Origin of the sequence: Streptomyces sp. NPDC093064, from assembly GCF_044754605.1 — a bacterium.
Lineage (GTDB): Bacteria > Actinomycetota > Actinomycetes > Streptomycetales > Streptomycetaceae > Streptomyces.
In genome coordinates this window covers 17,988-35,687 of record NZ_JBIVPK010000019.1, presented here as the reverse complement: position 1 = coordinate 35,687, position 17,700 = coordinate 17,988, and the positions used below count along the sequence as shown (strand labels likewise).

The window sequence follows — 17,700 nt, the reverse complement described above, 5'->3', positions numbered from 1 at the left end:
ACCGGACGCAGCTCCTTCACGGGCAAACGTTGCCTGCCGGGGCACTAGTCAGCACCGGTGACATCCGGTCAACTTCGATTGGATCAGGTGCCGATCGCTGCGCTCGGCCTCCGCGCACGGACGGCGTCGACGTCGAAGATTCTCGTCAACCCATTACCAAGCGTTTACTGAGCAGATACCTTTCTCCTTGCCGGTGGCAGGGGGGTGGAGTGATCCGGCCATCCCTGCCTGCCCCGGAGTACAGCCGTACGCCCGTTCGGCCTGTTTTCGGCCATTACGCCCATTTCTGATGGACTGCCGGAAGGAAGCGTCTTGAACGCTCGGAACCGCCGCACCACGGTAGCCGCCGTATCCGCCGCAGGGCTCATAGCGCCGCTGCTGCTGATCGGATCGGGCACCGCCTCCGCCCACAGCGACCCTGCCAAGGAGGCTGCCAAGCTTGCACAGAAGCTCGTCAAGAAGAGCAACGCCGAGGATGCCTACGAGCATCTGAAGAAGTTCCAGCGGATCGCTGACAAGAACGGGAACACCCGTGTGGCCGGGTCGGAGGGGCACCGGCAGTCGGCCGAGTACGTCGAGGCCCTGCTGCGGAAGGCCGGTTACTCGGTGACCCGGAACGAGTTCGACTACCAGTTCAGCCAGACGCTGGCAGAGAGCCTGCGGGTGGTGTCGCCGCAGCAGCAGGACGTTCCGTTGATCGCCATGACGTACTCCGCCAACAGCCCCACCGGTGGCATCACCGCCCCGGTCGCGGTGGTGCCGGTCGACGACACCACCGGCTGCGAGCCGGGGGACTACGCGTCGGGGACGTTCACCGGCAAGATCGCGCTGATCAAGCGCGGCGGCTGCACCTTTGCGGAGAAGCAGGCGACCGCCGCCGGTGCGGGCGCGGTCGGCGCGATCATCTACAACAACACCGACGGCGCGCTCAACGGCACCCTGGGAGACCCGAACGTCGCGAAGATCCCGACCGGTGGCGTCACGCAGGCGGACGGTGAGGCCTTGGCGGCCAAGGCCGCATCCGGCGCAGTGACCGTCAACCTGGAGATCCGCACCTTCGCGGAGATGCGGCGCACCTACAACGTCATCGCCGAGACCAAGGGCGGCGACGCCGACAACGTGGCGATGTTCGGCGCCCACCTGGACTCGGTGGCGGCCGGCCCGGGCATCAACGACAACGGCTCCGGCTCCGCCGGCATCCTCGACGTGGCGCTGAACCTCGCCCACGAGAAGGTCCAGAACAAGGTGCGTTTCGCCTGGTGGTCGGCTGAGGAGTTCGGCCTGCTGGGCTCGCAGGCGTACGTCGACAGCCTCTCGGCGGCGGACCGTGCGAAGGTCAAGCTGTACCTGAACTTCGACATGATCGCCTCGCCGAACTACGCCCAGTTCGTCTACGACGGTGACGACTCCGACCAGGTCGGTGCCGGTCCCGGCCCGGAGGGCTCGGCACAACTGGAGCGGCAGATCACCGACTACCTGGACAGCCGGCGCATCCCGCACGAGGGCACCGACTTCACCGGCCGTTCGGACTACGGGCCGTTCATCGAGGTGGGCATCCCCTCGGGCGGCACCTTCACCGGCGCCGAGGGCATCAAGACGGCCGAGCAGGCAAAGGTGTACGGCGGCAAGGCCGGTGTCGCGTACGACGCCTGCTACCACGCCGCTTGCGACAACCTGAAGAACATCAACATGAAGGCGTTCGACGTCAACATCGACGTCATCGCCAACGCGGTGGGCCAGTACGCCTGGGACACCAGCCTCCTCAGCAAGCCGGTGGCGCCGCAGAACACCAAGGGTTCGGCGGGCAGCGGCGGTGGCCTGCACGAGGGCCACGACCACGAGGTCACCGAGTAACTCCCAGTACACACAAGGGGAGGGCCGGACTGTCCGGCCCTCCCCGCGCCATCCGCGCAGGGACTCGACGACCAGGTCCACGGCGAGCGAACTCCTCAACCGCGAGCAGCGCGCCGACTGTTCCGGCGGCTGGACGCGGACCCCGCGCACGTTGTCCAGCAGCCGTGCATGTTGTCGTGCTCGGCCGCGGCAAACGGAACCGGCCCGCTTACTTTCCGCACAGGTGGGCGTATCCCCGAGAGCGCTGTGGCACGATCGGCTGCCATGCCGTCTCTGTCCGCGTGGCCCCCAACAGCCTCTCGCCGTATGCTCGTTGCCCTGCTCGCGCTGCTCGTCGGCGCCGGCGCCGGCGTCGCCGACGCGGCTCCCGAACGCGCGGCCGCGGCGAAGAGCACCCAGGTCGCGACACCCGATCACCTGCGCTACGACGTGAACCTGCGCGCCGACGCCGACGGCACCCATTGGAAGGGCCGCCAGCGCGTGTCGTTCCGCAACGCCTCCGACCGGCCTCTGCGCGAGGTGTACCTGCGGCTGTGGGGCAACGGCATGGACGCCTGCGGCACTCCCGGCAGCCCTTCCCCCGTCACCGTGTCCCGGGTACGCGGCGGCACGGCGGGGCGGCTCAGCGTGGACTGCACGGCGCTGCGTATCAGCCTGCCCGCACCTCTCGAGCGCGGCCGGCGCACGGCTGTCTCCTTCGACGTGTCCCTCACCGTGCCCGGGCGCAACGACCGCTTCGGCCGCGAGGGTGCGTTCCGTTTCCTCGGCAATGGGCTGCCCGTGCTCGCCGTGCACGACGCGGCGGGATGGCACCTCGATCCGTATGTGTCGACCGGCGAGAGCTTCTACACCCTGGCCGGCGACTTCCAGGTCACGCTCGACCACCCCTCGGCCCTCAAGGTCCCGGCGACCGGCCGCACCCGCACCGGCCTCGGCACGCCGGGGCGCACTGTCACGCACAGCGTTGCGCACCGGGTACGGGATTTCGCGTGGGCGGCAGGCCCGTTCCGCACCGCGGACCAGACCACTCCCGGCGGCGTGCGGGTCAGATCGTACTGGGCACCCGACACGCCGGCCGAGAGCGTGCGGCTCGCCCGCCAGGAGGGCGCCGCCGCCGTCGACCGGTTCAGCACGGAGTACGGCCGCTACCCCTATGGCGAGCTCGACCTGGTGATGACCCCGCAGTTCGGCGGCGGCATGGAGTATCCCGGCCTGGTCCTGCTCGGCACCACCGAGGAAGGCAACGCCGTCGTCCACGAAGTGGCCCACCAGTGGTGGTACGGCATCGTCGGCAACGACCAATACCGTGCGCCCTGGCTGGACGAGAGCTTCGCCCAGTATGCCAACTTCCGCTTCTACGGCTTGGACACCCGCGACTGCTGGGACCCGGACGAGTGGCCCGACCAGGACGCCGCGCTCACCAGCTCGATGGCCTACTGGTCGACGCACCGCGGCACATACCACCTCATCTACACCGCCGGCCCCTGCGCCCTGGCAGACCTGGAACGCACCCTCGGCAGCGCCACCATGGCACGCCTGCTCAAGCGCTACGTCTGCGACCACTGGTACGGCGTCTCCACCACCGCCGACTTCAAGAAAGCCGCCCAGTCCATGACCGACAAGGACCTGACCTCCTTCTGGAGGACCCACCGCATCCGGTGAACATCCCCGGTACAACTACGCCTGCGGCGATGCCGTCTCGCCGGCGGGCCACGAACTCTGCGGCGAGACCTTCAGGGTTCAGACGCCGGCGTTGGGGTGGGCGGGGCTCAGGTAGTGAACCGCGGTCCGCTCGGCGTGCGGGACGAGCAGGCCCTGCAGTTCGTCTGCCGCGACCTTGAGGATGTCGCCGTCGCGCGCGGCGTGGAGGGTTTCCAGGACGAAGGCGACGTGGGCGGCGTCCTCGGTGACGCGGGTGCGGTGGGCGTCGCGGTGGTTCCAGTGGCGGGTGAGGACGCCGGTGGCGTCGGCGTAGATGATCTCGCCGGGCTTGGGGTGTTCGGCGGTGTCGGGCTCGCCGAGCGGGGTGAACTCCTCGCTTCCGTCGGCGTAGCGGATGTCGACGTCGCCGGTGACGTGGTCGAGGTCGAAGGCGCCGGCCGGCAGCCCGTGGCGGACGGAGACGGAGTTGTAGGAGTCGACCGCCGGGTTGATACGTGGGAGCACGCCCTTCTTGGTCATGCGCCGGCCGAGGGCGTCGACACTGGGGCGGATACGGCGGGGGTTGGTGCCGAAGGAGCGGTAGGCGGTGTGCCACGCCTCGATGCGCGGGTCGCTCTCGTCGGCGGGCTGCCATATACCGAGGGCGAGTTGTTGCTCCAGGTCTTCGAGAGCGGTGGTGGTGTCGGGCCAGGGTTCGTGGCCGCGCAGGCCGGTGGCGGTGACCAGGGCGATGAGGGTGTCGGGGAAGGCGCCGGTGACGGCGGAGCTGATGCGGAAGGCGGTCATGAGCATGGTCCTCCTCTCGTGCGTGGGTCGGCGGCCGGCCTCAGGGCTTCCAGGGACCGATGCGGTCAAGGCGGCGCAGCTGCTGGCGTGCGGCGGGCACGTCCAGACCCTGGCCCCGCTCGGTGAGTTGGCCGGCGACGGAGGTGCGGTGCTCGACGGGTTTGTGGTCGTCGTACTTGAACTTGGCCCGTACCTCGGTGACTTCCAGGCGCAGTCCGCGGATGCCGGGGAGCATCCGCCCGTAGGGCGGCTGGTCTACGTCGATGGGAGCGTGGTCGCCGTCGGGCTGGAAGTGGGCCATCTGGCGGCGCAGCAGGTCGGCCTTGGCCTCGGGGGCGTCGACGATGTGGGCGCGGCAGGTGAACTGGACGGCCGCGTAGTAGCTGGTGGGCACGCCGTCGGTGGGCGGGATATCGGGCTTGGCGCGCCAGGGTCCGGGGACGAAGGCGTAGTCGCCGATGACGGTGAAGGTGACGTGCGGGTCGTGCTCGATCGCCTTCCAGACCGGGTTGGGCCGGGCGAGGTGGACCAGCAGTTGGCCGTTGTCGGTGGTGAAGTGGGTGGGGACGACGATGGGCGCCTGGCCGGGCAGGCCGTTGACGCTGAGCTGGCCGAAGTCGTGGCCGTCGGCGATCCAGGTCTGCCATTCGGCAGCGTCCAGGCCGGCATCCCAGGGCTGGATGAACATGCGATTCTCCTTGGCGGCGGTAGGGCGGACGGTGCGGCGGTTCAGGTGAGGGCGAGGAGGCTGACCGCGACGGCGGCGGTGCCCAGGCCGACGAGTTGGCCGCGGTGGATGCGTTCGGCGAGCACGCCGCGGGCGAGCAGCACCGTGCCGGCCGGATACAGGGCGGTGATCACGGCGACGACTGTGAGGTCCCCGCTGCGGGCGGCGAGCAGGAACAGCAGGTTCGCCAGCGAGTCCAGCACGCCCGCGGCCGCGGAGATCGCGTAGGCGGGCTTCTCCGGGCCCAGCCGACGGTGCATCACCGCGGCCGCGGCCAGGGTGACGGCCGAGGAGACCGCTCTGCCGATGATCAGAGAGGCCACGCCACTGTCGGAGGGCGCCTGGTGCAGGAAGACGAGCTGAAGGGCGATGGCGGCACCCGCGCCGAAGGCCAGCAGCAGCGCCGTCCGCGACGGACGTGACGAGCGGGCTCCGTGCCCGGCGCTCACCATGACCACCGCCACCAGTGCCAGCGGCAGACCCGCAAGTCCCGCCATGCCCAGGCGCTCGCCCTGGAGCAGCCCGACCGCGACCGGCAGTGTGGCGGACACCAGTGCGGTGATGGGCGAGAGCACGTTCATCGGGCCGATCGCGAGGGTCTGGTACAGCAGGGCGAACGCGGCGGCGGACGCGACCCCGGAGGCTGCGCCCCACCCGACGCTTGCCCAGGTGAACGAGGCGCCCAGGACCGGCCACAGCAGCAGCTCGACGGCGAGACTGGCCGGCGCCGCGACCAGCACGGTGCGCAGCACATGCGCCTTACGGGCACCGAGGCCTCCGAGGAAATCGGCGCATCCGTAGGCGAGAGAGCTGCCCAGGGCCAGCAGCAGAGCGAGCACGGCACTTCCCTAACTTTCACAATGGAACGACCCGACCGTACAATGAAACGACCGCGTGCTGTCAACCAAATGACCGCACGGTCCATTCCAGTGCTCCGCTCGTCAGGACGGTGATCAAGTGCCCGAGGCAGAAGCAGCCCTGCGCACGCTCGCGCACAACGTCAGGGCCGCACGCACGCGCGCGGGCCTGTCCCTGGACGAGCTGGGCCGCCGCGCCAAGGTCAGCAAGGGTGCCCTCGTCGGGCTGGAGAAAGCCCAGGGCAACCCGAACTTCGCCACCCTGGTCCGCCTTGCCGACACCCTAGGCATCTCGGTGTCCGCACTGATGGAAGGGCCGGCCGAAGGCCGCGTCCGAGTGGTGTCCGCCGATGCCGTCACGCCCCTGTGGGCGGGGGAGCAGGGCAGCGAGGCCCGGCTCATGCTGACCACCTCGGGACCGGCTCCGGTCGAGGTCTGGCGCTGGAGACTGGAGCCCGGAGAGGAATACCCCAGCCACCCCCACCAGGCCGGCGTCGTGGAAACCGTCAGCGTCACATCCGGCCGGATGACGCTGATCGTCGACGGCGCCGAGCATCCCGTCGAAGCCGGACAGACTGCCACCTTCGACGGTGACACCACCCACACCTACCGCGGCTCGGGCACCGAGACCTGCCACCTGATCATGACCGTTCACATCCCGCCCGGCCCCGGCTCCACAGCCTGACCGGCACGGACGCGACAGCTTGGCGGTGCGCGCACTCCGGTGCCGCCGGTAGGAGCCGGTCCTCGGGGGTGACGAATGCCAAGGGTGCGTTCCGGTCGGAGGTGGATCAACCCGTGGTGGCGAGTTCGAGGAGGTGCCGGGCTGTGCCGGCAGGGTCGACGATCTGATGGAGGTGTGAGCCGGGCAGTTGTGCCACACGCCAACCGCGTTGGCGCGCCTCGGCGGCGAAGTCGTGATAGGGAGGGCCGAACAGCAAGTAGGAACAGGGGTGGTCGTCCCAGCCGTCGGGGACCGGGATGTGCTGCTCGTAGTAGGACAGCGGCAGGGTGGGCTGCTCCTCGACGACTGTCCGCCGCACCCCCGGATCAGAGAACATGGGTGCGACATCTGCCTCGTCCCACCAATCGGTCCAGCGCGGCAGCCTGCCGTTCACAGCCATCGGACGGAGGTACTCCAGCAACTCGGCTGAGGCGACAGGGGTTGGTCCGATGCGGGCCGGCAGCGCGGCATCGACGAAGATCGAGTTGGTCACCGGGTGGTCGAGGCCCGAGCGAATCGAGGGGAGAAGCAAGCCTGCGTTGCTGTGTGCCACCAATGTGACGGGGCTGTCGGTCGAGACGTGCCGGAGGTCATCGCGGACCGCACTGATGATGCGGGGCCAGAAGGGCGGAGCGCCGGCGCCTACGCGCAGCAGGGATGGCACCCGTACCTGGTAACCCGCCGCTGTCAGGTGTTCGGCCACTGGGTGCCAGGTCGAGGGACCTACAGACGGACTGTGCACGAGAACGAAGATCGGCTGCATGCGACGATCCTGTCGGCCATGCCATGGCAGGCGCGACAGTCTTGGCCAACAGCAGAACGCTCCGCCGCGCCCTCCGGCACCGTCACGCCTGCGCAGGGCGGAAAGCTCGGCGAGCGCATCCGTAAAGTCGCCGCGTCGCAGTCCGGTGTTTCCCGCCTCCTGAAGCCGAGCCATACAAAGTCCTTTGCCGCCCCCTATCGGTTTCTGTATGGGAGCGGGAGGGGAAGTCCGGCGCAGGTCTCTCGCAGCGATGAGGAATTGACGTGACCTGCATCACACGAGGGCTGGTTCTCGCTTTGCCTCACCCTGCTACCGTGATCTGAAGCGGCTGGTCAGAGGCGCTCTTCGGGTTGCGTTGCGGATTCCTGGAGCAGCACCGGCCGACGCGCAGACGGCATATCAAGGCGTCCGACACCTATTGCTCTGCGTCAAACGGTCATGCGAGTCTTCCCGGCAATTCGACGCCACAGGCTGTTTCGGGCCCGGATCGTTGCTCGATGAATGAGAACTTCCGACTACTTGCAATCCCGCAACGGCCATATTGCGCACTGTCAATGGCAGCCCGCAACCTCAACCAGCCGACTACACACCAAGGCGGATGACCATGTGCAACCTGTGCGGTCCTGAATCTCCTGCCGGTGCCGGAAACGGGGTCGCTCGGCGCTCCGTGCTGACCGCCCTCGGTATCTCTCCGGTGGTCCTCAGCCTCCCCGGCGCAACAGCGGCGGCGGCGGAAGCCCGTACCGAGCCCTCAGGCCGGGGACCCGGCAAGGGCTCGCCGAGTGCGCTCGAACTGGTGCTGCTGGGCACCAAGGCGGGCCCTCCGGTGGACCCGCTGCGGGCTGGGATCTCCACCGCGCTCGTCGTCGACGGCGCGACGTACGTGATCGACTGCGGGCGCTCGGCCGCCACCCAGTACGTGCGGTCCGGCCTCACGCTGGCGTCCCTGAGCGGCATTTTCATCACGCATCTCCACGCCGACCACGTCGCGGACTACTACAACTTCTTCCTGCTCGGGGGCAGTGTCCCCAACCAGGAGCACGACAACCTCACCCGCCCCGTCCCCGTCTACGGTCCCGGACCGGCCGGCGGGCTCCCGCCGAAGTTCGGTGGCGGACAGGCACCGACGGTCAACCCGGACAGCCCGACGCCGGGCCTGAAGGCACTGACCGACGACTGCCACGCGGCGTACGCCTACAGCACGAACGTCTTCCTGCGTGACATGGGCATCCAGGACATCCGGGCCCTTGCCGATGTGCACGAGATCGAGCTTCCCAGGGTCGGTGCCACTTACGAGAACACCGCGCCCGCGATGAAGCCGTTCGTAGTGATGGAGGACGACCGCGTCAAGGTCTCCGCGATCCTGGTGCCGCACGGACCGGTGTTCCCCTCCTTCGCCTTCCGCTTCGACACCGACCACGGCTCGGTCACGTTCTCCGGCGACACGACGTACAGCGACAATCTGATCGCCCTGGCCAAGGGCTCGGACGTGCTGGTCCACGAGGCGATCAGCGTCGAGGGGCTCGACGCCCCGGCGGTCTTCGTCGACCACTTGCTGCAATCCCACGTCGAGGTCCAGAAGGTCGGTCCGATCGCACAGCGGGCCGAGGTCGACATGCTCGTGCTCTCGCACATCTCCGAGGTCGCCCACAACCCGATCGACGTCCGGAAGTGGAAGAAGTGGGCACAGCGGGGGTACGGCGGCAAGGTGATCGTCGGCGAGGACCTTCAGCGGATCAAGCTGGCCTGACCCGGACGCGAGGATCTGCGTGGCGCCGACCTCCGCGCGGTGGATCCGACCGGCGCGTGAATCGGTCAGGTGGCCCGGCCCGGCGCGACCGCTGATCGGGCGCACCGGGCCGGGCGGCACAGGGGCTCAGGTGATCGGGGTGGACACCGTGCCGATACCGTCGATGGTCACCTCGACCAGGTCCCCGGGCCTCAGATACCTCTGCGGCGTGCGAGCCCTTCCCACTCCACCGGGGGTGCCGGTGAGAATCAGGTCTCCGGGGTGCAGCGGCACCATGGTCGACACGTACGCGACCAAGTGAGCTGGAGTGAACAACAGGTCCGCGATCCTGTGCTCCTGGACCGGGGTGCCATTGAGCGTGGTGCGGAGAACGGCGGTCGCGGGATCGAACTCGTCGGGCGTGGTCAGGACCGGGCCGACCGGAGTGGAACGAGCCCAGATCTTGCCCTGCAGCCACTCCGTCGTGCGGTACTGCCACCCCCGCATGGAGATGTCGTTGGCTACCGTGAAGCCGGCGATGTACTGGCCCGCCTCGTCCTCACGTACCTTGTACGCGGTCCGTCCGATGACGACGGCGAGTTCTCCCTCCCAGTCCATCTCCGGATCCTCCGCCACGGCCGACACCGCATCAACGGGGCCGGTCAAGGTGTCGGCGAACTTCGCGAAGAGGGTGGGATGGGCCGGGAGTTCCCGGCCCATCTCCTGAATGTGGCTCGTGTAGTTGAGGCCGGCGCACAGCACCTTCGACGGACGCGGTACGACGGTCCGTACATCGACGTCGTCCCTGCGGTGCCGGCGCCCGGTGGCGTTTCTCGCGATCCGCTGCCAGTTCTCGTCCGCCAGCAGGGAACCGACGTCGGCATGACCGGGGAGTTCGGTGAACTCATCACCGTCCAGGCGAGCTGCGCATGTCCCCTGGCGGGTGCGCACGGTTGCCAGTCTCACTTCATTCCTTTCCTGTTGCGCCGACGCCTTGCTCGCGCCGGAACTCGCGCTCGGGCCGATGCCTCAGACGCCGACGGCCGCCGGCTCGGGAACCACCAGATCGAAGAACCCCCAGTGCGAGCCGGCGGGCAGTGTGCCTGACAGCATCCGGCCGCACTTCTGCGTCACTATGTGCGAGGAGCCCCGATGCTGGCTTCCGGCATGGCTGTCGCGGAAGAATCGCTGCAACGTGCCGTTCCGCATGACCTGCGCGCCCGCGAAACGGTGCACGAGCTGACTGATCTCCAGCGCGGTCCGGGTGGCCAGGCTGCACGCGAGGCGCGACATCGTCTCCTGCTCGTCGTTCAGCTGAGCTCCCGTCGCGAGCGTCGACTCGTTGTCGCGCCAGGTCTCACGCAGCAGGGCCATCGTGCCCCGGACATGCGAGAAGTGCCGTGCGAACTCCGCGAAGAACTCGTCACTGGTGACCGGGGAGCCCTCGGAAGGGTCCTTGCGCCGGGTCAGGTCGCGCAGCTCGTCGAGCATGCGCCGCCCGACGCCCTGGGACCAGGCCGCCTGGTGCAGGCCGGCCAGCAGAGCAGGGCTCACCCGGCTCATGCAGCCGCCTCGTCGGGCGTTCTCCGGGCCGATGCCGAAGACGTACTTGTCCTCGACGAGCACGTCCTCGGCCCGGTAGTCGAGGCTCGCGGTCGCGCGCAGCCCCAGCATGTCCCAGTTGTCACTGATCCGCATGGCCGAACGGGGAACAAGGCAGACCAGCCGCTCTCCCGTGCCTTTGACCGTCACCGCCAGATTGAGGTGGGTGGCCATGGACACCCCTGGGGCGAACTTCCAGACACCGCTCACCCGATAGCCGCCGTTTTCCCGTACGGCCCGGCCGGTGAAGGCGGTCGACTGTCCCGTCACCAGCGGGTACGTGCCGTGGGCGAAGAGCTCACCGACCGCCTCGTCACTCAAGTAGGTGGCCGCTGTCGCCGTTTCACTCGTCAGGGCGCGCACCAGCCATCCCAGCGAGGCGTCGGCGTGGGACAGCTTCTCGATCACGTGCAGGATCTGCAGGGGGGAAGCCTCCAGGCCGCCGAGTTCGGCCGGCACCATCAGCTTGAAGACGCCGCTGTCGCGAAGTGCGTCCTGCACCACCGGTGTCGGCCGCCGCAGACGCTCGCTGTCCTCGGCCTCGCTCTGCAGGAGTGGGTAGATGTCCGTCAACTCCGCGAGCAGCCTGTTCGTTTCCTCGTTCACCTGCGTATCGACCATCATCGTCGGCCTCTCTCGGACTGTGCGCCCTCACCGGCGCTGCGCTCGGCGTCTTCGGCCAGAGCGCCCCACTGGCCGCGGTAGAAGAGCAGGGGCCGGGTGTCGTCCTGCTGGCCGTAGGACAGCACACGCCCGAGCACGAGGACGTGGTCGCCGCCGTCGTACCCCGCCCACGGCGTGCACTGGAAGTACGCCAGCGAGCCGTTGATCCGTGGCGCCACGTCGTCGCCGACCCATTCGATGCGATGGGTGTCCTGCGGCTTGCCCGCGAACTGCAGCGCGGTGGCGAGTTGGTCGTCCCCGAGAACGTTGACCGCGAAGGGCCGCTCGAGCAGGTAGGTCAGTGCGCGCGAGGTCCGCTGCATGGAGACGAGCACCAGGGGTGGGTCCAGGGACACCGAAGTGAAGGAGTTCACGGTGATCCCGTAGTAGCTGTCGCCGGACCGATAGGTGAGGACGACGACTCCGGTGGCGAAGTTTCCCAGCGTGTTGCGCAACTGACGAGGATCGGCGAGCGATGGTACCGCCGCGCTGGACGCCAGGGTCCTGGCGTCAGCGGCTTTCTCATAGATCTCCGAGTCCCACATGATCTCGGTCATCCCGAGGCCTCCTGGATGAATCGTGGGTCCGGTCCTGGGACAGGACCGGGGGTGAGGGACCGGCAGCCACGTGCCGTGGGCCGTGGCTGCCGGCCGGGGGTCAATGGGCCTCTTCCAGAGCTTCCTCGCCCGCGACGAACGTGGTGCCGGTGCCCTCGGGCAGCCAGTTCCGCAGCACCGGGTACACGGCGAGCGCCAGCACGAAGGACACCAGGAAGCCGAGGGCGAAGACGTCGGTGGCCATCAGGATCAGGCCGACCGCGGCGGACAGGACCAGCGTGACGACTCCGGCCCAGTTCCACTTCTCGACTCGGTGGGTGGCGCTGTCGAACCGCGCCCGGCGCACCAGGTAGTAGTCCGCGATCATCACGCCGCACATGCCGAGCGTCATGGCGCCCAGGTACGCCAGGTACTGGGTGAACTTCTCCAGGATTCCGGCGGCGATCATCACCAGGGCGATGATGTTGCCGACGACCACCATTGCCGCCCGGCCCGGCTTCCTGCCGGTGAGGGAGTCGATCAGGTTGACCAGCGAGAGCGATCCGGAGTAGGCGTTGATCGCCTGGGCCTTGGCCTGGGCCGCGTAGATGGTGACGAAGCCCATCCAGCCCGCGAAGATGACGAAGAAGGCACCCGTGTTCTGCATGACGAACGTGTTGCCCGCGACAGCGGCCGCCTCCGGGCTCATGCCCTTGTTGCGGGCCATCAGGTAGCCGATGACCTGGGGCATGCCGCCGATCACGACGAGGGAGCCCAGGACGGTCATGACGATGTTCTGGGTGACCGGGCCGGCCACGGCCAGGACCGTCACGTCGCGCCGCGTGCGGCAGTAACGCGCGAAGTCCGTCGTGACCAGAGCGATGGTTCCCGCCGTGGCGCCCATGACCGAGACCGCGGACTCGAATCGCGGCCACACGCCTCCGGGGACGACTCCCGCATAGGTGAACACGTCCATGGGGTTGGCGCGTTGGATCACATAGATGTCCACGATCATGTAGATCGTGACGAGCAGCGTGACGGCGATCAGGACGCCGGTGGCTCGCAGGGCGAGCTTGATGCCGAAGATGGCGAGCCCGATCCACAGCAGCGTCATGCAGCCGTAGATCAGGATGCGCCATCCCCACGAATCGGGCAGGCCGAACATCAACAGCGTGCCCTGGTACAGGAGGGCGGCCTCGACGGCGAGGAAGCCGAGAATCATGAACGCGAAGACGATCGAGCCGATCGCCGAGCCCTTGAAGCCGAATCCGAAGAACCGGGAAGTGATGGTGCTCGACATACCGGTTTCGAAGGCCATCCGCCCCAGGGCCTTGCCGAGGCCCACCGCGAAGGCCGCGACGAGGACACCGACGATCAGGCCCACGGTGAAACCGGCGAGCACGACGGTGAAGCCGGCGATGGCGAAGACGACGAGGGCGGTGGCGACGCTGACCGGGCTGAGGGCGAGTTGGTAGCCGCTCCTGCGCTCTGCCAACGGCACGCTGACCAGGGCATGGTCTTCCGCCGCAGCCGCCAGTGTCGAATCAGTCGGTCTGGGATTCCTGGTGTAAGAAGACACAGTGGTTCCTGTCCTTGTGAGAAATGTGGCGCCTGCGGCGGAATTTCCATGGCCGGACCCGCCCGATGTCGCCGCGAGGATCAGTCCGCGCTGCAACCCGCTACGGCGATGGCCTCGATTTCGAGGAGAATCTCCGGCTTGGCGAGGGCAGAGACCTCGACCAGCGTGCAGGCAGGGAAGTCGCCGGAGAAGAATTCCTGACGGGCCTTCCACACCTCGGCGTTGTCACTGATGTCCGTGACGTAGATGGTCATTTTGACGATGTCGTCCATGACCGCGCCCGCCGCCTCGACCAGGTCCTTGATCTTCTGGAAGACGACCGTGGCCTGTTCGTAGGAGGTCTCGCCGAGGACAGTCTCCCTGTCCTGCCCTCGGGCGGTCATTCCGGAGACCATGATGAGCTCGTCGATCCTCAGGCAGTTCGACCACATCTTGTCCGCCGGCTCCCGCACGGCGGCGGAGTAGATACGCTGCTTTTTCATCGCTGTTGTCCTCAGAGGTCGATGCGGTTGTCCCACGCGGACGTTCCGCCCCAGTTCACGCACACGCTCTGGCGGCGCATGAATCCCTTCCAGGCATCCGAACCGGCCGTACGACCACCGCCGGTTTCCTTTTCGCCGCCGAAGGCGGAACCGACATCGGCACCCGTCGTGCCCATGTTGACGCGCACGATTCCGCAGTCACTGCCCCGAGCCGACAGGAACGTTTCGATGTTGGCCAGGTTCGTGCTGTGCATGCCCGAGGCGAGACCCTGGGCGACGCCGTTGTGGATCTCGATGGCCTCCTCGAGATCGTCGTAGGTCAGCACGGAGACGATGGGCACGAAGGTCTCCGACTGGGCGATCTCGAAGTGCGGTTCGACACCTGTGACGATGGTCGGCTCGACGTACAGACCCGGGCGGTCGATCACGTTGCCGCCGTACGCCACGGTGGCGCCTTGGTGTTCGGCACCGGCGAGGACCTTCTTGTAGTCCTCCACCGCATGCTGGTCGATCAGCGGGCCGACCACGGTGTCCGGGTCGCGCGGGTCACCGATGGTGATCTGGTCGAAGGCCTTCTTCAGCAGCTCGACCAGCTCGTCCGCGATGCTCGCGTGGGCGATGACACGGCGGGTGCTCGTGCAGCGCTGACCGGTCGTGCCGACCACGCCGAACGTCAGTGCCCTGGCGGCGAGTTCCAGGTCGGCGGTTTCATCGACGATGCAGCCGTTGTTGCCTGAGCACTCCAGCTGGTACCGGCGGCCCAGTGTCGAGCCGACGATCTCGGCGACCTTGCGCCCCACCGTCGTGGAACCGGTGAACGAGATCATGGCGATACGCGTGTCGGAGACCATCTTCTCGGCGACGGCGTTGTCGTCGGGGATGAATAGGGAGAACACGCCCTCGCAACCCATCTCCGCCGCAGCCTTGTTGACGAGCTTCTGCACGGCGATGGCGGTCAACGGCACCTTGGGGCTCGGCTTCCAGATCACCGTGTTGCCGGCGATCGCGGAGAGGAACCCGTTCTGCGCCCAGACGGCGGCCGGGAAGTTGTACGCGCTGATCAGCCCGACGACGCCCAGCGGCAGCCACTGGTCGTACATGCGGTGCTCGGCACGCTGGGACTGCTGGGTGAAGCCGTACATCATCCGCGCCTGGCCGGCGGCCAGCGTCGACATGTCGATCGCCTCGCGGAGCTCGCCCTTGGCCTCCATCGTCGACTTGCCGGTGTCCAGCGAGACGACAGCGGCCAGGCCTTCCAGATTCTCCTCGATCAACTGGCCGATCCGGCGCACGAATTCACCGCGCCGCGGCGGCGGTACCATCCGCCACTTCTTCTGGGTCTCGACGGCGGCGGCCACGAGCGTCTCGTAGTCCTGTCCGTCCGAGGCCGCGATCCGGCCCACGACCTCGCCGTCGGCGGGACACTGCGCCTCGATGACCGGGCGGCCCTCGACGGTTCCCCAGCCGAGTGCGTCCGCGTAGGTGCCGGAATGCACCTGGTCCAGGCCGTATTCAGCCAGCACCTTGTCGGCGTCGAACAGAGTCTTGGTGGTTTCGCTCATCATCGCTTTCCATCAACGTCGCGAGTTCGGCAGGAATACGTCGGACGGTTCTGCACCTCACCCCTTGGCAAGGAAGTCGCCGATCGTTTCGTCCGTGTGGTATTCGGGCTTCTCGTAGTAGTGCGGGCCGTCGTAGATCTCGATCAGCACGCTGCGCTCGTGCGCCAGAGTCGGACCGTGCGGGTGGTCCTTCGGGTTCATGTAGAACGACCCGGGACGCAGCCGGAGACCGGAGTCGGTGTACTCGTAGTCGCCCTCGAGGCAGTACATGAACTGGTTCGAGGCGTGCGTGTGCTTGGTCGGGATGGTGCCGCCCCGCTGGTACTCGAGGAGGGCGATGCTGGCGCCGGTGTCGGGGTTCTTGTAGAGGAAGTACTGACGGAACCCGTAGTCGGGATAGTCGATCCAGTCCTCGTCCTTGAGGTCGGCGGCATGGATCAGCACCTCGAGCGACTTCATGGTCGCGGGGTTGATGTCCACTGTTCACTCCAATCCGGGGCGGCCTGCGGCCACCCACGCGTCGTATTCCTGGCGGCTTTCGGGTGTGGCGGGAAACAGTCCGAAGAGGGACCGGCCCCGCTCGAGTTCACGAGCCGCGAACTCCTCGTACGCGGCGGCGTCGGCGGCTTCCGCGGCGATCCCCGGGGCCAGTTCACGGGGAATGACCACGACGCCGTCGCCGTCGCCGAGCAGCACATCGCCGGGGTAGACCGCCACTCCGCCGCACCCGACGGGTTCGTCGAGCGCGACCGGATGCAGGGCGATGGGGGTCGCTCGGGGCGCGTTGTCCCGCTGGTAGCACGGCAGGCCCGTCCCCCTGATGGCCTCCGAGTCCCGGTAGCCGCCGTTGGTGACCACGCCGGACACACCGCGGTGCTTCAGCCGCGCCGCCATCATGTCGCCCATGGACGCGGCAGCCGTGCAGCCGAACGCGTCGATCACGAGCACCGCGCCGGGCGGGCACTCCTCGATCGCCCGACGGTGCAGGTTGTCGCTGCTCGAGTAGGTGGCGAGGGTGTCGAGATCCTCGCGTGCGGGGATGAAGCGCAGGGTGTAGGCCGGGCCCACCAGCGGCTGCTGGCCGGCCGCCAGCGGCCGCACCCCGGCCATGATCACGTTCCGCAGGCCGCGCCGGAGCAGCATGTTGGCCACGGTGGCCGAGCCCGCCCGCGTCAGCTGCGCCCGGACCGGTTCGGGCAGTGGTCCGGCGAGGTCCGCGCTCGCTGCGGCGGTCACTGGAAGAACTCCAGCGGCGGGCGGTTCCCCCACTGGGTGGTGTCGCTGGCGGTGCCGTTGAACTTGGTCGGCCGATGGTTGTGGTCGACGATGTCGCCGTCGGTGTAGTGCTCGATGCGGAAGCCGAAGGGGTCCTTCCAGTAGTCGAAGATCTGGCTGCCGAGCAGATGGCGGCCGACTCCGACGTCGAGGGAATATCCCTGCTGGATGAGGTAGTCGTGCGACGACATGACGGCGTCCATGTCGGTGACCTCGAACGCGCTGTGGTGGATTCCGGCCCAGTCCGACTGCAGGACGAGCATGAAGTGGTGGTCCACGAGCTGCTCGCCCAGGTCCAGCCGGACGAAGGTGCCGACGACAGGCCCCTCCTCGCCCGGCGGGACGAAATAGTCGGAGGGGAGGAAGTTGAAGCGTTCGTTGAGCCAGGCCATGGTCTCGTCGTGGTTCTTCACATGAAGCACGAAGTGACCCAGGCGGGCGATGGTGCACGGCGCGACGGGCTGGCGGACGACGGCGTTCACCCGGTTCTTGTCGCGGATGTTGTTCATCGCGAAGGGTTCCCGGTCCGGGATCGGCTCGGCCTTGCGTCGGCCCCGGACCGCCCGGATCTCGAAGCCGTCGGGCGTGGTCATCGCGACCTCGTGGCCGCCGCCGGGCTCCGTCGACTCGCGGACCGGAGAGGACCCCGGCATCGCGGCGAGCTCGACGAGGTCCTCGTAGGTCGCGACCTCGATCGACGCGCCGACGAAGCGCTGTTTGTCGGCCTTGCGGGTCACATGGATGTGATGCTGAGTGCCCGTTCCCCGCATGTACAGGGTCCGGTCGTCGCTGCCCTCGGCCGGCACCATGCCGAACGAGGTCAGGAACTTCTCCATCACCTCGAGATCCGGTGCCTCGTAGGTGACTTGGGCAGCATCAATAGCCGTAGCCACGGGTCC

At 68.0% G+C, this 17,700-nt stretch carries 18 protein-coding genes; 5 read left to right on the top strand and 13 right to left on the bottom strand.

Going from position 1 to position 17,700, the window contains the following annotated elements:
- The first annotated feature begins 312 nt into the window (after positions 1-312).
- Both ACIQFZ_RS22860 and ACIQFZ_RS22855 read left to right on the top strand, forming a co-directional pair.
- Complete coding sequence (locus ACIQFZ_RS22860) at positions 313-1,854, top strand: M28 family metallopeptidase (RefSeq protein ID WP_402692011.1); 1,542 nt, start codon at positions 313-315, stop codon at positions 1,852-1,854.
- A gap of 306 nt (positions 1,855-2,160) precedes the next feature.
- Entirely contained in the window at positions 2,161-3,516 is a 1,356-nt protein-coding gene (locus tag ACIQFZ_RS22855) for a M1 family metallopeptidase (protein WP_402692010.1), read from the top strand.
- 78 nt (positions 3,517-3,594) lie between these two features.
- Here ACIQFZ_RS22855 and ACIQFZ_RS22850 read toward each other — a convergent pair whose 3' ends face one another.
- The 3 genes from ACIQFZ_RS22850 to ACIQFZ_RS22840 are packed head-to-tail and all read right to left on the bottom strand — an operon-like array spanning position 3,595 to position 5,868.
- On the bottom strand, positions 3,595-4,302 hold the full coding sequence (locus ACIQFZ_RS22850) for a B3/4 domain-containing protein (RefSeq protein WP_383060739.1): 708 nt from the start codon (positions 4,300-4,302) through the stop codon (positions 3,595-3,597).
- 40 nt (positions 4,303-4,342) lie between these two features.
- Entirely contained in the window at positions 4,343-4,990 is a 648-nt protein-coding gene (locus ACIQFZ_RS22845) for an FMN-binding negative transcriptional regulator (RefSeq protein ID WP_383060712.1), read from the bottom strand.
- Between the two features lie 41 nt (positions 4,991-5,031).
- Positions 5,032-5,868, bottom strand: a complete 837-nt coding sequence (locus ACIQFZ_RS22840) for an EamA family transporter (protein ID WP_383060711.1) — start codon at positions 5,866-5,868, stop codon at positions 5,032-5,034.
- Between the two features lie 118 nt (positions 5,869-5,986).
- Between ACIQFZ_RS22840 and ACIQFZ_RS22835 the strand changes: the two genes are divergently transcribed.
- On the top strand, positions 5,987-6,571 hold the full coding sequence (locus ACIQFZ_RS22835) for a helix-turn-helix domain-containing protein (protein WP_402692009.1): 585 nt from the start codon (positions 5,987-5,989) through the stop codon (positions 6,569-6,571).
- Between the two features lie 106 nt (positions 6,572-6,677).
- Here the strand turns inward: ACIQFZ_RS22835 and ACIQFZ_RS22830 are convergent, their stop codons facing one another.
- The gene (locus ACIQFZ_RS22830; RefSeq protein WP_402692008.1) at positions 6,678-7,313 is read right to left on the bottom strand and encodes an alpha/beta hydrolase; all 636 of its coding nucleotides are present in this window, start codon (positions 7,311-7,313) and stop codon (positions 6,678-6,680) included.
- 33 nt (positions 7,314-7,346) lie between these two features.
- Here ACIQFZ_RS22830 and ACIQFZ_RS22825 point away from each other — a divergent pair, with 33 nt between their 5' ends.
- Both ACIQFZ_RS22825 and ACIQFZ_RS22820 read left to right on the top strand, forming a co-directional pair.
- On the top strand, positions 7,347-7,640 hold the full coding sequence (locus ACIQFZ_RS22825; RefSeq protein ID WP_383060707.1) for a hypothetical protein: 294 nt from the start codon (positions 7,347-7,349) through the stop codon (positions 7,638-7,640).
- 331 nt (positions 7,641-7,971) lie between these two features.
- Complete coding sequence (locus ACIQFZ_RS22820; protein WP_365425711.1) at positions 7,972-9,123, top strand: MBL fold metallo-hydrolase; 1,152 nt, start codon at positions 7,972-7,974, stop codon at positions 9,121-9,123.
- Between the two features lie 126 nt (positions 9,124-9,249).
- Here the strand turns inward: ACIQFZ_RS22820 and ACIQFZ_RS22815 are convergent, their stop codons facing one another.
- The 9 genes from ACIQFZ_RS22815 to ACIQFZ_RS22775 form a co-directional block, all read right to left on the bottom strand.
- Entirely contained in the window at positions 9,250-10,068 is an 819-nt protein-coding gene (locus ACIQFZ_RS22815) for a fumarylacetoacetate hydrolase family protein (RefSeq protein WP_365425709.1), read from the bottom strand.
- Positions 10,069-10,131: 63 nt separating this feature from the next.
- The gene (locus tag ACIQFZ_RS22810) at positions 10,132-11,310 is read right to left on the bottom strand and encodes an acyl-CoA dehydrogenase family protein (protein ID WP_383060704.1); all 1,179 of its coding nucleotides are present in this window, start codon (positions 11,308-11,310) and stop codon (positions 10,132-10,134) included.
- A gap of 14 nt (positions 11,311-11,324) precedes the next feature.
- Positions 11,325-11,924 carry a flavin reductase family protein gene (locus ACIQFZ_RS22805; protein ID WP_365777598.1) on the bottom strand — a complete coding sequence of 200 codons (600 nt, stop codon included), beginning with the start codon at positions 11,922-11,924 and terminating at the stop codon, positions 11,325-11,327.
- Between the two features lie 100 nt (positions 11,925-12,024).
- Positions 12,025-13,404, bottom strand: coding sequence for a cytosine permease (locus ACIQFZ_RS22800; protein ID WP_365430696.1), 1,380 nt, complete (start codon positions 13,402-13,404; stop codon positions 12,025-12,027).
- Between the two features lie 158 nt (positions 13,405-13,562).
- Positions 13,563-13,964: a RidA family protein gene (locus ACIQFZ_RS22795; RefSeq protein ID WP_365430694.1), complete on the bottom strand. Its 402-nt coding sequence runs from the start codon at positions 13,962-13,964 to the stop codon at positions 13,563-13,565.
- Positions 13,965-13,975: 11 nt separating this feature from the next.
- Entirely contained in the window at positions 13,976-15,526 is a 1,551-nt protein-coding gene (locus ACIQFZ_RS22790) for an aldehyde dehydrogenase family protein (protein ID WP_383060702.1), read from the bottom strand.
- A gap of 57 nt (positions 15,527-15,583) precedes the next feature.
- Positions 15,584-16,006, bottom strand: coding sequence for a cupin domain-containing protein (locus ACIQFZ_RS22785; RefSeq protein ID WP_281154397.1), 423 nt, complete (start codon positions 16,004-16,006; stop codon positions 15,584-15,586).
- 3 nt (positions 16,007-16,009) lie between these two features.
- Positions 16,010-16,762, bottom strand: coding sequence for a dimethylmenaquinone methyltransferase (locus tag ACIQFZ_RS22780; protein WP_402692007.1), 753 nt, complete (start codon positions 16,760-16,762; stop codon positions 16,010-16,012).
- A complete protein-coding gene (locus ACIQFZ_RS22775) occupies positions 16,759-17,694 on the bottom strand; it encodes a VOC family protein (RefSeq protein ID WP_365430687.1) in 936 nt (311 codons plus the stop codon). The genes ACIQFZ_RS22780 and ACIQFZ_RS22775 overlap by 4 nt, the downstream gene beginning before the upstream one ends.
- Positions 17,695-17,700 lie beyond the last annotated feature (6 nt).